At 42.0% G+C, this 16,911-nt stretch carries 17 protein-coding genes (1 of these 17 running past the window's edge); 14 read left to right on the top strand and 3 right to left on the bottom strand.

From position 1 onward, the window contains the following. Positions 1-17: 17 nt before the first annotated feature. From AKG33_RS05360 to AKG33_RS05350, 3 genes are read left to right on the top strand one after another with little or no spacing between them, the layout of a single operon-like run. Entirely contained in the window at positions 18-677 is a 660-nt protein-coding gene (locus tag AKG33_RS05360) for a 4'-phosphopantetheinyl transferase family protein (RefSeq protein WP_152907713.1), read from the top strand. A gap of 48 nt (positions 678-725) precedes the next feature. Beyond that, complete coding sequence (gene orn / locus AKG33_RS05355; protein ID WP_012031220.1) at positions 726-1,268, top strand: oligoribonuclease; 543 nt, start codon at positions 726-728, stop codon at positions 1,266-1,268. Positions 1,269-1,316: 48 nt separating this feature from the next. Next, complete coding sequence (locus AKG33_RS05350; protein WP_012031219.1) at positions 1,317-2,006, top strand: response regulator; 690 nt, start codon at positions 1,317-1,319, stop codon at positions 2,004-2,006. A 55-nt stretch (positions 2,007-2,061) separates the two neighbouring features. Here AKG33_RS05350 and AKG33_RS05345 read toward each other — a convergent pair whose 3' ends face one another. Continuing rightward, positions 2,062-3,465 carry a DegQ family serine endoprotease gene (locus AKG33_RS05345; RefSeq protein WP_012031218.1) on the bottom strand — a complete coding sequence of 468 codons (1,404 nt, stop codon included), beginning with the start codon at positions 3,463-3,465 and terminating at the stop codon, positions 2,062-2,064. A 106-nt stretch (positions 3,466-3,571) separates the two neighbouring features. Between AKG33_RS05345 and AKG33_RS05340 the strand changes: the two genes are divergently transcribed. The 11 genes from AKG33_RS05340 to AKG33_RS07520 all read left to right on the top strand — a co-directional run bounded on the left by AKG33_RS05340 (position 3,572) and on the right by AKG33_RS07520 (position 15,165). Further along, entirely contained in the window at positions 3,572-4,261 is a 690-nt protein-coding gene (locus AKG33_RS05340) for a winged helix-turn-helix domain-containing protein (RefSeq protein ID WP_012031217.1), read from the top strand. Continuing rightward, complete coding sequence (locus AKG33_RS05335) at positions 4,239-5,714, top strand: sensor histidine kinase (RefSeq protein WP_049752499.1); 1,476 nt, start codon at positions 4,239-4,241, stop codon at positions 5,712-5,714. The genes AKG33_RS05340 and AKG33_RS05335 overlap by 23 nt, the downstream gene beginning before the upstream one ends. Positions 5,715-5,807: 93 nt before the next feature. Further along, the gene (locus tag AKG33_RS05330; protein ID WP_161802466.1) at positions 5,808-6,881 is read left to right on the top strand and encodes a D-alanyl-D-alanine carboxypeptidase family protein; all 1,074 of its coding nucleotides are present in this window, start codon (positions 5,808-5,810) and stop codon (positions 6,879-6,881) included. Positions 6,882-6,891: 10 nt separating this feature from the next. Next, entirely contained in the window at positions 6,892-7,164 is a 273-nt protein-coding gene (locus AKG33_RS05325; RefSeq protein ID WP_012031214.1) for a YbeD family protein, read from the top strand. Between the two features lies 1 nt (position 7,165). Next, on the top strand, positions 7,166-7,768 hold the full coding sequence (lipB, locus tag AKG33_RS05320) for a lipoyl(octanoyl) transferase LipB (RefSeq protein ID WP_012031213.1): 603 nt from the start codon (positions 7,166-7,168) through the stop codon (positions 7,766-7,768). A gap of 177 nt (positions 7,769-7,945) precedes the next feature. Then, the gene (locus tag AKG33_RS05315; RefSeq protein ID WP_050708017.1) at positions 7,946-11,764 is read left to right on the top strand and encodes a PilC/PilY family type IV pilus protein; all 3,819 of its coding nucleotides are present in this window, start codon (positions 7,946-7,948) and stop codon (positions 11,762-11,764) included. A 63-nt stretch (positions 11,765-11,827) separates the two neighbouring features. Further along, a complete protein-coding gene (locus AKG33_RS05310; protein WP_012031210.1) occupies positions 11,828-12,397 on the top strand; it encodes a prepilin-type N-terminal cleavage/methylation domain-containing protein in 570 nt (189 codons plus the stop codon). A gap of 9 nt (positions 12,398-12,406) precedes the next feature. Beyond that, positions 12,407-13,552 carry a PilW family protein gene (locus AKG33_RS05305; protein ID WP_012031209.1) on the top strand — a complete coding sequence of 382 codons (1,146 nt, stop codon included), beginning with the start codon at positions 12,407-12,409 and terminating at the stop codon, positions 13,550-13,552. Beyond that, positions 13,549-14,214: a pilus assembly PilX family protein gene (locus AKG33_RS05300; protein WP_012031208.1), complete on the top strand. Its 666-nt coding sequence runs from the start codon at positions 13,549-13,551 to the stop codon at positions 14,212-14,214. The genes AKG33_RS05305 and AKG33_RS05300 overlap by 4 nt, the downstream gene beginning before the upstream one ends. A 1-nt stretch (position 14,215) precedes the next feature. Next, entirely contained in the window at positions 14,216-14,695 is a 480-nt protein-coding gene (locus AKG33_RS05295) for a GspH/FimT family pseudopilin (protein WP_012031207.1), read from the top strand. A gap of 14 nt (positions 14,696-14,709) precedes the next feature. After that, positions 14,710-15,165, top strand: a complete 456-nt coding sequence (locus AKG33_RS07520; RefSeq protein WP_012031206.1) for a type IV pilin protein — start codon at positions 14,710-14,712, stop codon at positions 15,163-15,165. Between the two features lie 54 nt (positions 15,166-15,219). On the opposite strand, the gene AKG33_RS05285 is transcribed toward AKG33_RS07520, so the two are convergent. Both AKG33_RS05285 and AKG33_RS05280 read right to left on the bottom strand, forming a co-directional pair. Next, the gene (locus tag AKG33_RS05285) at positions 15,220-16,215 is read right to left on the bottom strand and encodes a zinc ABC transporter substrate-binding protein (RefSeq protein ID WP_012031205.1); all 996 of its coding nucleotides are present in this window, start codon (positions 16,213-16,215) and stop codon (positions 15,220-15,222) included. 39 nt (positions 16,216-16,254) lie between these two features. Next, positions 16,255-16,911 carry the 3' portion of a glycosyltransferase family 9 protein gene (locus tag AKG33_RS05280; RefSeq protein WP_012031204.1) on the bottom strand. Its footprint extends 279 nt past the window's final position, so the window shows 657 of its 936 coding nt (coding positions 280-936); its start codon lies beyond the right edge, outside the window; its stop codon occupies positions 16,255-16,257.

The raw sequence follows: 16,911 nt of genomic DNA, 5'->3' as shown, positions 1-16,911 counted from the left end.
TTTTGAAACCGCAAACGATGCTCGATTATTCGGTTTTTTTTGCAACGCCTGATTGCGCGCGTTTTTATCAACGTGCGCAGTTGTCGTCGTCGGATCGATTACGTTTACAACACGCGCCGCAGCGTGAACGCACGCTTTCTTGGCAAAATTCGCGCGCTTTAAAAGCATTTGTGACGCAGAAAAATCCCGAGGCGCCGTGGTGTTTGAGTCATAAATATGACCATGCTTTTATTGCTTTGGGACAAAAAGGAGCAGTTGGTGCGGATTTGGAGTTTATGCAGCCGCGCGATTTTCATGCTTTGATGAAGCAGGTTTGCAATGAAAAAGAACAGGATTTTTTGCAATCATCACCGCAATTAATGGTGGATTTTTATCGTTTGTGGACGTTAAAAGAGGCGCTAATTAAGGCGGAAGATTTACGTTTTCCTACGCAAATGAAAGCCGTTGGCGTGGCAGAATTTGCGCCAATTTGGCGTTTAAAAAGCGCGTTAAATCGTCATTATTTTTGGTTGACGGCGGTTTTTAATCGCGATTGGATTTTTTCGGCGCTTTGGCAAGAATGCGTCCGCGATCCGGTTTGCGTCCGATTTTTTTTCGAAAATCCGCCCGTTTTTCAGGCAATTTATGGTAATGCGCCGCTTTCTTTATTGGGGCAAACGTTGACCCTCGCGCCATAATCGCGGAATAATGGTTTGCGTACTTAAAAAGTTCAAAAGGATAACCTCGTGGATAAAAAAAATAATTTGGTTTGGATCGATTTGGAAATGACCGGATTGGATCCGCAACACGATGAAATCATTGAAATTGCAACGATTGTTACCGATGCACAATTAAATATTTTGGCAGAAGGTCCGGTGATTGCTGTTTATCAGCCGGAGCCGATTTTGGCGCAAATGGACGCGTGGAATCAAAAGCATCACGGCGCTTCGGGTTTGATTGAGCGCGTGCGGCAAAGTTCATTTAATACGCTTGAAGCCGAAGCGCAAACGTTATCGTTTTTAGAGCAATACAGCGAAAAAGGGCGTTCACCGATTTGTGGCAATAGTATTTGTCAGGATCGGCGGTTTTTATCGCGTTTGATGCCGCGTTTAGAAGCTTTTTTTCATTACCGCAATTTGGACGTTTCAACGATCAAAGAATTGGTGGCGCGTTGGTATCCCGAGCATTATTTTCATAAAAATACGACGCATCAAGCATTGCAAGATATTCGCGATTCTATCGATGAATTGCGGCATTATCGGCAACGTATTTTTGTTAATCCATCGTAGGCGAGGCAAGATAGAAGCGCTTATTGGTTATCAATTGAGGAAAATATAGTGAAAAAACGTATTTTATTAGTTGAAGACGAGCCGGCTATTCAACAATTATTGTTATACGGTTTGCAAGACCAGTATCAATGCATTGAAGCCGGAACTTTAGCGCAGGCAAAAACGATTTTGCAGCAGCAAATTCCTGATTTGGTTTTATTGGATTGGATGTTGCCCGACGGCAGCGGTATTAAAATTTTAGAAGATCTTCGCAAAATAGAAACGTTGCGTTATTTGCCGGTGATCATGTTGACCGCGCGCGCCGATGAACGCGATATTATCAAAGGATTGGATTACGGCGCTGATGATTATTTAACCAAACCATTCTCGATGGCAGAACTGCAATCACGCATAAAAGCATTATTTCGCCGCATGCCAGAATCAGAAGAAGAACAATCTTGTTTATCTTGGGAAGACATTACGATGAATTTATTGACGTATGAAGTTTTTTTTCAAGATAAATTATTAAAACTCAATCGGCGAGAATTTCAATTATTAGAATGTTTTTTGCGCCACCCCAATAAAGTATTAAGTCGGGAGCAATTATTAGATTTTGCTTGGCAGGGCGAAGAAGATATTGGCGATCGCGCGGTGGACGTTGCCATTAGACGTTTGCGCAAAGCTTTTGAAAATATTGACGAACAATTGCCGGTGATGTCGATTCGTGGAATTGGTTACCGTTTGGGGCAAAAAAATTAAGTGATAAAAAAATCTGTACCGCAAAGGGTACAGATTTTTTTATGGAAAAACGGATTTATTTCTTTTTCTCGGGCATCAGCGGCAAGAAAATTGTTGAGCCGCGACGGTAAATGAGTACCGGCAGCGCGCGATCCGTTTTCGCTAATAATTTAGAAGCTTCTTTAGGCGTGTTGATGATGCTGTCGCCAACGGCAATTAAAATATCGCCGGCGCGCAATCCTGATTTTGCTGCTGCCGAATTCGGTTCAACGCGCGCAATCAAGACGCCTTCTTTATCTTCGTATTCCAAAGCGTTACGCGTATCATCATCAAGCGCTTTGAGTTCAATGCCCCAATTGCGCATTTCACGCGATGTTGCCGCAGATGAAGTGTCAGCTGTTTCTAAATTTTCGATTTTGACGGTAGTGGTTTGCTTTTTGCCGTCGCGCAAATATTCAATTTCTACATCTTTACCCAACGGCGCCATCGCAACGAGCGGCGGTAAATCGCTGGCTTTATTGATGGTATGACCATTAAAAGAAAGCAAAATATCGCCGACTTTTAATTGTGCTTTTTCCGCCGGCGCATCTTTAACAATTTGCGCAATTAATGCGCCTTCTGGTTTTTCCATACCAAAAGATTCTGCCAATTTTTGGTCAACGGCTTGAATGGAAACGCCCAACCAACCGCGGTTGACGCTGCCAGTGGTTTTTAATTGTTCGGCAATAGTTTTGGCTAAATTAATGGGAATGGCAAAACCAACGCCATTGAAGGCGCCGCTGCGGGTATAAATTTGTGAAGTAATGCCGATTACTTCGCCTTTGCCGTTAAATAAAGGTCCGCCGGAATTGCCTGGATTGATGGCGGCATCGGTTTGAATAAAAGGTGTATAGGTTCCGCTGGGGAGGCTGCGTCCCAAAGCAGAAACGATGCCTTTGGTGGCAGTGGTATCAAAACCAAAAGGGGAACCAATTGCGAGTACCCAATCGCCAACTTTTACCGCGTCAGAATCGCCTAATTGCACGGTGGGCAATTTTTGCGCGGCAATTTTTAACAATGCGATATCGGTACGTTTATCAACGCCAACAATTTCAGCGCTGTATTCGCGTTGATCGGTTAATAATACGGAAACGCTATCAGCGCCATCAATAACGTGCGCATTAGTTAAAACATAACCTTCTGCGTCAATAATAAATCCGGAGCCGTTGCCTTTGCGCAATTCTTTTTCGGGTTGTTCTTCTGGGAATGGTTCGCTAAAAGGTGAGCCTTGTTCGCCGAAAAAATGTTCAAACAAATCAGGAAAAGGAGGCGTAAGTCTTGAAAATTTTGGTTGCGTAACAAGACTTTGCACTTCAATACTGACAACTGCCGGAGAAGCTTTTTCAACTAATTCGGTAAAATTCGGTGGCAGATCGGCATGAATTAAACTGGAGAAGAGCAAATTTATTGCAAAAATAAGGGTTACTAAGGTTTTATTCATCATTACTCCTATTTCCGATAAGATGAGTACAATATTTTTACTAAATTGCCGCAGTGACATCAATGGAGCGGTCAATTAAATGCTGATAACAAATTGGGAGGAAAATATGCACATATTGGTAATTGAAGACGATCAAGATGCCGCAGCCTATATTGCAAAAGGATTGACTGAAAGCGGTTATGTTGTTGATACCGCGCATACCGGCAGCAAAGGATTAATGATAGCGCAAAAAGGTCAATATGACGTTTTAATCGTTGATCGCATGTTGCCGGAATTAGATGGGCTTTCTTTAATTCAACAATTGCGCGCTCAAGGAGCCAGTACTCCAGTATTAATTCTTTCGGCTTTGGGAGAAGTTGACGATCGCGTTGAAGGACTTGCTGCCGGCGGTGATGATTATTTGGTTAAACCTTATGCGTTTTCGGAACTTTTAGCACGCGTGCAATCGCTGGCGCGGCGGCGTAATACCGACGTTCACGATCAAATGGTACTAGAAATTGCGGATTTGCATCTCGATCGATTGCGGCGCAAAGTAACCCGTGCGGGAAAAAAGATTAATTTACAACCGCGCGAATTTCGTCTTTTGGAATATTTAATGAGCAATTCTGGGCAAGTGGTGACGCGCACCATGCTTTTAGAAAAAGTTTGGGAATATAATTTTGACCCGCAAACCAACGTGATTGATGTTCATATTTCACGTTTGCGCAGTAAAATCGACAAAGATTTTAATCCTCCTTTAATTCATACCGAACGCGGCGCCGGTTACAGCATGTATGATCCATCCACTTATCGCTAAAATTATCAGCGACGCCAAACAAACAATGAGAATTTCGGCATTCCGGTTCTCATTGTTGTTTACTTTGGTCGCAAGCATTATTACGGGCGCGGCAATGGTAATGATTTATCAAACCGCGCGCCAGCAAATTTTTGATCAAATTGACGCGCGACTTTTGTCGGAAAGTATGCGTTTACAAAGGCGCTATGAATATCACAGCAGCTTTGATATTAATCCGCTGGCAACGGGGATTACAGAACGCGTGCAAACAGAGCCGGCGATGTCTTATTGTTTGCAGGAATATCCGAGCTTTGATGAAGAAATGCCGGTGATGATTATGACAAACAGTTCTTTTGATGATTTGTGTAATCTCAAGCGCCACATGCAAAGTCAAAATTATTTGAATAATGAAGAACACGAGCCGCTCGTCAATCGCAAAAATATCATGCGCGTGATCGTCATGCCGCTGCGCAATCAATATGCGGTTATCGTGGGGTATGACACCCGCAGCGAACGGCAGATTTTGCATAAAATGAATACGATGGCAATGCTGATGACGGCGGTTTTAATTCTGGCATCGTTTTTTGGCTCTTTTATGATTGGACAAAAGATTACAAAATCTATTGCCCGTATCAGCCGCACGGCAAGAGTCATTGTTGACGGCGATTTTTCCGAGCGCATTTTAATTAAAGGCAATGATGCCATTGAATTGCAATTACTCGCCGAAGATTTAAATCACATGCTCGACAGAATCGAGCGCTTAATTACCAGTCAACGGCAAGTTACTAATAATATTGCTCACGATTTGCGCAGTCCGCTGAATCGTTTGCGCAGCCGCATGGAAGTTGCGTTATTAGACGAGCATCGCAGTAATGCCGAATTGCGCGAGGTGATTTCACAATCGATTGTTGATGCCCAAGGATTGTTGCAAACGTTCAATTCCTTGCTCAATATTGCGCAAGTTGAATCGCGCGCTCGTGATGATTTTGAATTGATCAGTTTGTCGCAAATATCTGAAGATATGGCAGAAATGTATGAAGTGCTCAACGAAGAGGAAGAAGGCATGCATCATTTTTGTGCACAAATTGACGCGGATTTGATGATTATGGGCAATCGACAATTAACCGCTCAAGCGATTACAAATTTATTGGATAATGCCGTGAAATATACGCCGGAAGGCGGTCATATTTTTTTACAAGCGTTACGGCGGGAACATACCGTTGTAGTTGCCGTGTGTGATGATGGAAAAGGCATTGCCGAGCAAGATCGGGAAAAAGTATTAAAGCGTTTTGTGCGTTTAGATGCCGCCCGAAGTACGCAAGGAAACGGATTAGGATTATCATTAGTCGCCGCAATCATGAGTTTACACGGCGGCACGATTCAATTATTGGAAAATAAACCAACGGGTTTGCGGATTGAATTATCGTTTCCCGATCCAGAAGCGTTTAAAAGCCGCTACCACAACGCCGCTTAACCGTAACGCGTGAATCATTCTCAAAAATAAAGGAAGAAAATGCTTTTTTGGAAAAAATGTTGTTTTGTGACGGTTTTTTTGCTTTTTTTCGGCGTGCGCGCAGAAGTACCGCCGCCGGATTTGCCGGTAAAAAGTTATCTTTTAATGGACGCGCAAAGTGGACAAATATTGGCAGAACGCGCTGCCGATGAGCGTTTGCCGCCGGCGAGTATTACAAAATTGATGACGGCATACGTGACGTTTAACGCGTTAAAAACCGGCAAAATTCATTTAACCGATTTGGTGACGATCAGCGCAAATGCGCGAGCGCAAAATGGTTCGCGTATGTTTGTGGAAGTTAATTCTCAAGTTTCGGTGAACGATTTATTGCAAGGCATGATCGTGCAATCGGGCAACGATGCCAGCGTGGCGCTGGCGGAATATATTGGCGGAACAGTGGCAGGATTTGTTCATATGATGAATGCCACCGCCAAACAATTAGATTTACAAAAAACGCATTATCAAAATCCAACCGGCATGCCCGATGAACAACATTTTTCCACCGCTCATGATATTGCGCGGCTCGCTCAGGCGTTAATTCGCGATTTTCCCGAGTTTTATCATTTTTATCAGCAAAAAGAATTTACGTGGAACAATATCAAACAGCCCAACCGCAATCGTTTATTGTGGCGCAATCAAAATGTTGACGGCTTGAAAACGGGTTATACCGATGCCGCGGGTTATTGTTTAGCAGCGAGTGAAAAACGCGGCGATTGGCGGTTAATTGGCGTGGTTTTAGGGGCAGAAAAAGAGGCGCAACGTTATGATGCGGCAGAAAATTTGCTCAATTTCGGTTTTGCAAATTATACGCAGGTAACAGCGTTGCGCGCCGAGCAAGTATTATTGCGCGGCAAGGTGTATAAAGGATTGGAAGCGGAAGTGCCGATCGTTGCCGAGCGCACCGTTCATTTATTGTTGCCCGTTACCGCACAAAATGCGATCAGTGCGCACGTTGCTTTGGATACGCTGATCGCGCCGATTACAAAAGGGCAAAAAGTGGGCACGATTACCGTTACCGATGGCAGCAAAAGTTATGCCACCGTTCCCGCGCTTGCCGGTAAAGATATTGCTGCCGCAGGATTTTTTAAACGGTTAAAAGATAGCTTCACATTATGGCGGCAAAAATAAGGATAGATTGATGAGTGACGAGGTAAAAGAATCATTATTGGAATTTCCCGCGCGTTTTCCAATAAAGATTATGGGAAAAAATGATGCGGATTTTCGCGCGGCGGTATTACAAATTGCGGAAGATTTAATTCCAGAAGCGGATCGCATGGGCGTTACCGAGCAGTTGAGCAAAAATCAGCGGTATTTATCGTTGACGGTAACAGCGATGTTTTATGAAAAGCCGGCAATTGATCGCGTTTATCAAGCGCTATCAAAAAATCCGCATGTTTTGATGGCGTTATAACATGTTGATTCAACAATTAGGGCGGCAGGATTATGTTTCTGTTTGGCAAAAGATGCAGGATTTTACGCGGCAACGCGGCGGCGCCGAAGATGACCAATTATGGTTGGTAGAACATTATCCCGTTTACACGCAAGGGCAGGCGGGCAAAGCGGAGCATATTTTAAATACCGGCAATATTCCCGTAATTCAAATTGACCGCGGCGGACAAATTACTTATCACGGACTTGGGCAGGCGGTGATTTATCCGTTATTGAGTTTGAAGGCGGCGAATATCGGCATTCGGCGGTTTGTGTCGCTGGTTGAAGAAACAACGATCGCGCTTTTGCAGGATTATGCGGTTGCTGCGCACGCGCGCGCTGATGCGCCGGGCGTTTATGTGGCAGATGGACGCAAAATTGCTTCTTTAGGATTTAAGGTGAGTCGTGGTTGTAGTTATCACGGTATTGCCATTAATGTGGCAATGGATTTGTCGCCTTTTTTGGGTATTAATCCTTGCGGTTTATCGGGAATGAAAATGGCGCAATTATCTGAATTTGTGCCAGAAATTGATGTGGATTCCGTGCATAAAAAGTGGGCAGAACTTTTTTCTGCGCGCTGGCGGTAAAAATTGTTTTTTTTTATTTTTAATGAACATTAGTGAACGGATTATTAATAAAAATACATTTTTATGGCATAAAATTTGCATGCGTAAAGATCTGACAGGTTCTGTCAATAAATTTCACTTGTTTAGTCCCAATCTTTGAGTTGGGTTTTACTGCGCGAGCAGTGCTTTGGAGGAATTATGCGTAATTTGAAACATAAAAAAGATGGAACGACCGTGGCATTTGGACGGTTGCCTTTGGCTTTGGCAGTGATTGCCGTTTGCACGCAAGGTTATGCGGCGGACGCGAAAAAAGATAAAGCGGGCATTCCCTTTTCGCCTTTTGCTTATTTGTCTTTAAACTTGCAAAACTTCAGTGAAAGTAGCGGCGGGAATGGTTTTCCAGCAAAAATTATGCTGATGATCGACGACTCTGGTTCAATGGCTGATTCTCCAATGGTGTTTGGGGGCAATTCTTCTAGTTTGTATTGCCCCTCTTATTCTTGGCCTGTCTCTTCTAATGGTTACATGAATTTTGTAAATAAGCGTAATCAGCTTGGTTTGCCATTAATAATACCGTCTGATGAGCAGCTCGCTGTTGGTAGTAATTGCTATTTTTGTATGGATGGTACAAAACCGACCATGTCTTCAGCTAATAGTGTTTCTTGCTCCAATGGTCATCAGAACTTAATGTTGATTCCTACTCCGGCAATTCCTGGCAATGAAGCATCAAAATTTGATATTGCGCGAAATGCGCTTGTTAAAATTTTACGAAATAAAGATTATAAAGATAAATTTTATTGGAGTTTCATCAGTCTTAACAACAAAACAACTCAAAAACCTTCACCGTATACGTTAGACAGCTACAGTATTATCAATAATCAAATGTCTATTTTATCTCCGTCAGGTGGTACGCCTTCAACTTCACGTTATATGGATGCTTTTACGCACGTTGTGAAGAATATGGAGCACGTTTGTCAAAAGAACTATATTATCGTGCTTTCTGATGGAGACTCTTTCTTAGACGAGCCTATTAATGCGGACAATTATTTCCTGAGAAACTCAAATAAACCTAGTACTATTCGTGAAGTTGTTGGGTATAGCTGGTACCGAAACAGAAAAGGAAGATTTTTGCAGGCAACAGGTGGGACGGATAAAGCAGTGCCTTCTTTCTTTGGCGCGTTACCGGCTAATTATTCAGCTGATGGATATCGCCCCATCAAAGATGAATACAAATACATTCCATATACTTGGCCGCAGTGGAAGGCGCGGGGGCAACAATGCCCTAATGGCTTTAAGTTAATATATCCCTCTAGTGGTTTGCATAACCTGATAGCGCAAAGTCAATTTATCTGTCTCTACGATGATCCAAACGTTTATGAAGAAGATCATGGAATTGCCTTTTTTTCGAAACGTTTAGCCAGTAAAGACGTTAAAAGTCCGAAAAATGAAGGTATTTTTTATGGTGATAAAGATAAAGAAGGTCTCGATTGGGACGATGCCAGCTTCCCGCCACAAACCATTAAAACTTATACCATCGGCTTTGGTTCTGGTTTGAGCGCAATTGGTAAAGCGTATTTAAAAAATGCCGCTTCAATGTTGGATACCGATGGCGATAAGAAAGATGATACCGTGGGTTTCTTTAGTGCGTTAAGTCAAAAAGAATTGGATCATGCTTTTGGATTGATCGTAGAAGACATTAATAATAACGGTGCGATTGCTTTAAAACCCACAGAAGGTCACTCTGTTTCTTCTCCTGCCGTTACTCCATCTAAAGATGGCGGGTTTGGTATTGCTTTAACTTTAAATACAGCCAATTGGAGCAGTACGTTAGAGTTTACTCAATTGGATAAGAAGGGCAATATCGTCAAAGAAAAAGATAAAGACGGAGTAGAACAACCGAAACGCGTTAGTGCTGATTATTCGAGCCGGAAGATTATCGTTAATGACGGCACGAAAAATACCTTGATTGATGCTGCTGATGCGCCAAAAGCAGATTTTTATGGCTTTAGTAAAGAACAAGAAAATGATTTCGCGCAATATTTTAAACCGTGGTACACACGTAGTAGCAACATCTCTGATCCTGCTATTCGCGATGGAGCGGCTAAATTAGCGGCAGCGGCAAAAAAAGTTGCGCAATATCGCGTGCGTGCTGAAAAAGCAGACGATCCTCAACGCATGATGGCGGACGTCTTAGGAACGCCGATTCTTTCCACGCAAAAATACGTTATGACCGCTGCCAACGACGGCATGGTTTATATTTTTAAAGCTCAAGAAGGCGAAAAACCTTTTACATTGGCATTGAACTATTTGCCAGCTGCGATGGAACGGGAAAGCGTTGACGGTTCAGATACCGTTGCTAAAGCTTTAGCGGCAACCGCAGAAGAAGGTTACGGTAAAACCGTAAAAGGAACTCCGGTCGATGCTCAACCGCATTTATTCTTAAATAACGGCGGTATGCAATGGCGCGCCACTTCTGAAGATGCTGAAAAAGGCGATAAATCTGGTGTTTATATTGCTGGCGCAATGGGACAAGGCGGACGCGGTGCTTATGTTTTGAGTGTTTCTGGTTTTGATAGAGTTACCAAAGCACCAATTGGTTTAGATGCTGGCGAAGGAAATTGGTCAAAAACAGTTCCTTTATGGGAAACCGCAAAAGGTGCTGATAACTTATTGGCTTATACGGTAAATACGCCACAATTTGGACAAGTAGCAACTAAATACGATAACGGCAAAGCGAAATTTGGTGATGAAGATCCGGTTCGTCAATATTTATTCCTTGCCAATGGTTACCATGGTCGTGAAGGTGCGCCTGTTGCCAATTCTCCAGTGAAACTTGATAATGGACCCACGCTTTATATTTATGAAGCTTTGGGATTAAATCTTAATAAAGGCAATCCTGCTCGTACTGGTAAAGCCGCGGGGGACTTGATTGCTAAATTGACGGTAAAAGATGGCGTTGGTGGTTTATCAACACCGGTTCTTGTGGATACTGACCGCGATTTCTTATTCGATCATGCTTATGCTGGTGACCAAGGTGGTAACTTATATCGTTTCACTTTCAATAAAGAAAACGTTGCAGAGTGGACGGTTCACAAGATTTATCAAGGCAATAAATCGCAACCAATTACTGCACAACCGGCAATTTATCGTGGTCGCGATGGACAAGATAATAAATTGGTTATCGTCGTTGGTACTGGATCGGACGTTTATCAGGAAGATTTGAAGTCGAAAGATCCCCAAGTCATGATGGGTATTTTTGATGATGTAAATGATGAAGATCCCAAAGTACTTACCAGCGATGATTTAGCGCAACAAAAAGTTGAGACAACTGTGCAAGCTGATGGTAAAACAGTAGCTTATTTAACTGATAATCCTGTTAAAGATAAAAAAGGTTGGCAATTGTTGCTCAATGAAGAAAATGGTGAGCGCGTTGTAACGCAGGCTTCAATTTTAAACTCAACCGCTTTCTTCTCTTCACGAATTTATGACTCTTCAGAAACATCAAGCGGAAGCAAGCCTGATCAATCAAGTTCCTATTCTTGTAAAACCAGTGAAACAAAGGCTGAAGCAAAAGGTGAAAGCTGGATATACGGTGTTGACGTGTTAACTGGTAGTAACCCGAAAAAAGATAGTGCTCGATTTAAAAATCTGCCGCCAAGAACAAAACCAATAGATAATAATGGAAATACTGGTGGTGGCAACGGTGGTGGTAGTGAGCAACAAGAAGCTGCTGGTTACAAGGAAGATGGATTAACTTCTGGCGTAGTTCTTTCTTCGTTAGATGAACCTAAATCGGTGACACAACATGGCGCGGCTCAATCTGGACAGGATGAGGCTCCTGGAGTAGATAAGACAAAATCTTATTGTATTTCTCGAAAAGAAGCTGACAAGATTTTGAGTCATTCTTCTACCGGTAAGGGCTATGATGAAATTGGCGTCGATTTCAAAATTTGCCCAGAAAGTGCGCGGTTGATTCGTATCAATACTCGCGAAATCAAAGAATCTGTTTTGAAGTAATGTGTGTTTAGAGCATGGTGGAATCACCATGCTCTCTCTGCTCTTAGACGAAGAGGAAAAGTTATGTTAATAAAAAAACAACGGGGAATGACGCTACTGGAAGTGCTCGTTTCAATGTTGATTGTCGCCGTCGGTTTAGTGACGACAACAATGATGTTGCAGGTGAGTAACCGCTATGGATATTCTGCTGAATATCGTGCACGCGCTATGCATGAAATGCAGTCGCTCATTGAGATGGTACAAGCGAATGCTTTGGGTATCGATGGTTATATTTTTGGTATAGCGAAATATCAAGAAAATGGCTACTCAATTAATATTGGGACGGCAGAATTTAAAACAGATACATGCAGTGGCGAGAAATTTAAAGATAAAGATGTTGACAAAGAAGCTTGCGAATTAAGAAATAAAGCAGGAAAAAATGCTGTAAAACAAGCATATACGGAAATGACTAATTGGTTGCAACGTGTGCAAGCTGTTGTGCCCAATGGTCAAGCTGCTGTGACTCGCGATGAGGATAAGACGGGTATTTATACGGTTACGATTATGTGGCGTATTTTTGAAGCAGACCAACGTGCGGAAGGAAGTGCAACCAGTAATAAAACCGATCAAGTTAGCGTAGATTTTACTCTTTAAGGATTTATCATGAATTATCAATCAACTCATAAATTTCAAAAGGGTATCAGTTTAATGGAAATGATGGTTGCCCTAACAATTGGTCTTATTTTGCTGCTTTCTTTAGCTTCTATCTATGTAACGGCAAATAAGATGGATAAGGATCGAAGCTTAAATGAGGCTTTAGATGAATCGGCGCGGCAAATTTTTGAACGTTTGCAGCAGGATTTAAATATGGCTGGCTACGTTGAGCTTTTTGATGTTTCCGAAAATATTATTGAACCTATTACTTTTAAACAAATTAAGGGGTCAGATGAGAATAAGGAATCAAGAAAGCACTACAATATTATTGGTAATATTAATAGACAAGATATTCAAGCTGCTTATGCCAGAGTAGAAGGTTGGAAATCGGGAAGTGCTGATATAAAAGTTAAAACCCCGTTTTTTATTACTTTTGGTAAAGAGGCGGTAGAAGAACTTAAAGAAAATTCCAGAGAATCTTTGGTGATTCGTTATCAGTTTGCATCAAGTGAAAATTCAGTGACCTTTGATAGAAATAAAAACATTCCTTCTGGTCTTTATGAGAAAGGTGATTTAGAGGAAAAGGCTCGCCTTAAAGAGAGTGGTTTTGGTAGAGATTGTTTAGGGCAAAAACCAGAAGGAAAGCTTGTAGAAAATAAATATTTTTTACAAGATGGTGCTTTTTATTGTGAAGGTAATGGTAAAAATAATGATAAAGCAGGTAATGCAGAGCCGATTGTAGATAACGTAACCGAATTGAAATTTCGATACGCTCTAACCGGTTATACCCCTTCGGCTGGAGGAGACGGAGGAACAGAGACTACCGAAGATGGCGGAAGCAATATTAACGTTTATTCCTCTCAATCAGGTTTATATACCGACAAAATCGTGAAAGCTGAAGACGTTGGAGGCGAATGGGCAAAAGTAATTGGTGTGGAAGCTTGTATTGTTGTGGCTGGTGAACCGCTGAAAAGCCAGAAAACGCAAGATATAGCTGAATTACAACCCAAAATTCCTACTTGTGTACGAGATAGTAAAGGCAATTTTAATGAGGATAATAACCGTCCTAAAAATGATACACGCCTATATCGCCGTTACGTTAGAACTTTTGCGGTTCCTAATCTGATTTATTTCCCTCTGGGAGGTGGACTATGAGCTATATTTATCGCAAAGAAAAAGGGGTCGTTTTGCTGACCTGTTTGGTCTTTTTGATAGTAATCTTAACTTTGTTGCGGTTTGTACTCGGAAGCGCTAGTGTGCAAGAGAAGAAAGTTGGTGCCGATTACGAACAATTGAAAGCATCTCAAGCAGCGTCTGTGGCGCTTCGGGCGGCAGAGCTCTACATCATAGATGAAGATCATCTGGAAAAGAAACCATCTGATAACAACGGTATCGATTATGTGCTTTCAACCGAGATAGTCGATTTTTGGCTAGATGATGGTAAGGTTAGTAATCTTCCTGGTGTAGTTGATGCCAGTACCTTTGATTACAAAGGAAATTGCGACAATTCACCAGTACAAGATTGTCCATTTTTTAAATGGACAGGCGATTGTCAAGCATTGGCAAACCAACCCGCTTGTTATGAAAATGATAAAAAAATCAGATATTTAATTGAACGGATTAAAGCAGAACCTAAGAATGTTGGCGTTAATGAAAAACTCCAAACCAATGTTATTGAAACAAAAATGTTGATGCGGGTAACGGCTGTTGGTCTTAGCGATGATACGAATAGTGCCGTAAACGTAATAAAACAAAATACTTACGTTTTATTAAAGCAAGAAGAAGTGCCCATCAAGTCTGATGAAGGGAAGGAATAAAATGACACAAAAAATGAAGGGCTTTACGCTCCTTGAAGTGACCGTTGTCGTTGCTATTCTCGGAGTCATGATGGCATTTGCTGCACCAAGCCTAAAGCGAGTGATGGTTACAAATCAAATGCGCGCGGTTGCCGGCGAATGGCGAAGCGCTTTCTATCTGGCACAAAAAGAAGCAATTCGTTTAAAACGTCCTGTTCAACTATGCGCGAGTAAGAATGGGGAGTCATGTGATAATGCTAATGACTACTCTCAAGGTTGGATTGTATTTGATGTTAATGAGAAAAAAGTCATTCGTGATTATCCGCCGATTCACGAGAATGTTGTTGTTAATTTAGGTGTTGGAAATGGTGTAGATTTAATTTTTCTTAACAATGGACGCCCTCCTCTTAATTTTGTGGGGGGAAATTTGACAATAACGCACAAAACGGTTAAAGGTTTAGAACTTAAACTTAGTATTAGTCGCGCTGGTCGAATTCAGTAAAGAAGGAGTTCAAAATGATTTCTCCCAAGCAAAAGGGATTTACTTTAGTAGAAATGATGGTTGTTGTAGCAATCATAGGTATTTTGGCAGCGATTGCTATTCCAAATTATCAGCGTTACGTTTTGCGCGGCTATCGTGTTGATGCGCGAAATGTTCTGATGAGCGTTGCGCAAAAGTTGGAGCAAAATTATAGTATTTCCCATAAGTATAACCAAATGAGTAATGGCGATCCCATTGATAATGCTCTATTGAATAAGTGGGGATTAGACGTTTCTCCTGCTACTGGTACGAAGCGCTATGACATTACTCTTTCTGAAATTGAGGAAGATAAGTTTACCGTGAAAGCTACAGCATTTGGCAGTCAAGCTTCCGATGAATGTAAAGAATTTACTTTGGATCACCGCAATGTGAAACAAGCAAACGGTAAAGGGGCAAGGGATGCGATTTCTACTCGTTGTTGGGGACGGTAATTTTTGATTTTTTTGGCGAAAAAGGATGGAGCGTTCCATCCTTTTTTTGCATTGTTATTTCAAACAATCAGTTAAGTTATCAGCTAATTGTTGCATCAGTTTTTGATATAAAGATTGATCTGCTGGTAAATCTGCGCCGATGGGATCTAACGTTCCCGTTTTTACTTTTGAGCCTTGGGCGAGTTTATCCACGATCGTAGAAGGAAATTGCGGTTCTTTAAAAATGCAGACGATTTTATGTTCGGTGAATTGTTTGCGTAGCGCTTCAATATCTTTCAAACCGGGTTCGTGTTCCGGATCGACGCGCACCACGCCCACCGCATTTAAACCAAAATCTTGTTCAAAATAATGATACGCATCGTGAAAAACCATATAAGGCTTTTTATCGAGTCCTGAAAGTTGCTTTTTAAGCGCGGTTTTTTGTGCATTAAGATTATCGAGCGTTTTTTGTGCATTTTGCTGATAGGTTTTTGCGTGTTCTGGATCAAGTTCGGCAAGCGTTTGTGCGGTGGCGTTTACTAAAACTGATGCATTATCAATTCCTAACCAAAGATGGGCATTGTTAATACCGTGATGATGCTCGTGGTGATGTTCATGTTCTTCATGTTCGTGATCGCCATGTTCATGATCATGCTCTTCATGTTCGTGAACGCCGTGAGCATGATCATGCTCTTCATGCTCGTGATCGTTATGATCATGTTCTTCCCATAAACCGCCCGCGCGATTTTTGAGTAATTTTATCCCGTCAATTTCTGACCAGTTGAGTTTACGCGCCGTATTTTTACGCAATGCTTTTTCCATAAATGTTTCTAAATCATTACTCACCCATATCACTAAATCTGCATGAGCAAGAGCTTTAGCATCATTCGGTTTCATTTGATAACCGTGCGGTGAACCTTGATCGATAAGTAAATCAGGTTGAGACACGCCGTCCATCACTTGCGCTACCAAACTATGCAACGGTTTAATTGTGGTGACAACTTTGGGCACTTCCGCATAAGCTAAAATTGAAAACAAAGAGATAGTGCTCGCAATCAAAGTTTTTTTCATAGTATTCTCCAATAAAATTGCAGTTACACTATAACAAAACTATTTTGTCATTAATAATTTTTTTACCGCCGAAATAACGCGTTCTGCTTCTAGCAAAGCCATATCTTTACCGCCAGTGGGTGGGCAATCAGGCGGCTGCAAAATGATGAGCGGTGCTTGATAAATGGGCGCGGTGCGTTGCGGATTTGTCGGACCATATAAACCAATGGTTGGCACGGCAAGCGCATTAGCAAGATGCAATCCGCCCGTATCATTGCCGACTACTAAACGCGCTTGCCGTAAAATGTGGGCAAATTCTGACAGAGTTGTTTTTCCGGCAAGGTTTTGAATACGCACGGCATTAAAGGGCGCCGTGATTTCCTGAATCAGCGCAATATCATTTTTCGTTCCGCAGAAAATAATGTTTTCATGCGTATGAAGAAGTAAAAAATCCAACAAAGTACGCCAATGTTCAACCGACCAACGTTTCGCGGGATAATTTTCTGAACCACAAATAAGCACAATGCCGTTACCAGTTTGTTGCGGAAAAAAGGTTTCAAAAGAAATGCCATCGTGCAATGCAAAGTGAGCGGTAAAATCTGCTAATAATTGCGTTTGATGGCGGTTATTATCTTGTTCAGGGTGAATAATGGGAAAGCGATGATTGAGCAGCCACCGCGGGCGATTATGCCAGCTGATGCCGTAACGATCCTGAGC

The organism is Dichelobacter nodosus (assembly GCF_001263335.1).
In the GTDB taxonomy this organism is placed as follows: domain Bacteria; phylum Pseudomonadota; class Gammaproteobacteria; order Cardiobacteriales; family Cardiobacteriaceae; genus Dichelobacter; species Dichelobacter nodosus.
This window is presented reverse-complemented; position numbering and strand designations above follow the sequence as displayed.

Bases quoted from the DNA above. Each gene is read 5' to 3' on its own strand.
- AKG33_RS05360 (WP_152907713.1), top strand. From the start codon at position 18: ATGCTCGATTATTCGGTTTTTTTTGCAACGCCTGATTGCGCGCGTTTT.
- AKG33_RS05345 (WP_012031218.1), bottom strand. From the start codon at position 3,465: ATGAATAAAACCTTAGTAACCCTTATTTTTGCAATAAATTTGCTCTTC.
- AKG33_RS05340 (WP_012031217.1), top strand. From the start codon at position 3,572: ATGCACATATTGGTAATTGAAGACGATCAAGATGCCGCAGCCTATATT.
- AKG33_RS05335 (WP_049752499.1), top strand. From the start codon at position 4,239: ATGATCCATCCACTTATCGCTAAAATTATCAGCGACGCCAAACAAACA.
- AKG33_RS05325 (WP_012031214.1), top strand. From the start codon at position 6,892: ATGAGTGACGAGGTAAAAGAATCATTATTGGAATTTCCCGCGCGTTTT.
- lipB (WP_012031213.1), top strand. From the start codon at position 7,166: ATGTTGATTCAACAATTAGGGCGGCAGGATTATGTTTCTGTTTGGCAA.
- AKG33_RS05315 (WP_050708017.1), top strand. From the start codon at position 7,946: ATGCGTAATTTGAAACATAAAAAAGATGGAACGACCGTGGCATTTGGA.
- AKG33_RS05310 (WP_012031210.1), top strand. From the start codon at position 11,828: ATGTTAATAAAAAAACAACGGGGAATGACGCTACTGGAAGTGCTCGTT.
- AKG33_RS05305 (WP_012031209.1), top strand. From the start codon at position 12,407: ATGAATTATCAATCAACTCATAAATTTCAAAAGGGTATCAGTTTAATG.
- AKG33_RS05300 (WP_012031208.1), top strand. From the start codon at position 13,549: ATGAGCTATATTTATCGCAAAGAAAAAGGGGTCGTTTTGCTGACCTGT.
- AKG33_RS05295 (WP_012031207.1), top strand. From the start codon at position 14,216: ATGACACAAAAAATGAAGGGCTTTACGCTCCTTGAAGTGACCGTTGTC.
- AKG33_RS07520 (WP_012031206.1), top strand. From the start codon at position 14,710: ATGATTTCTCCCAAGCAAAAGGGATTTACTTTAGTAGAAATGATGGTT.
- AKG33_RS05285 (WP_012031205.1), bottom strand. From the start codon at position 16,215: ATGAAAAAAACTTTGATTGCGAGCACTATCTCTTTGTTTTCAATTTTA.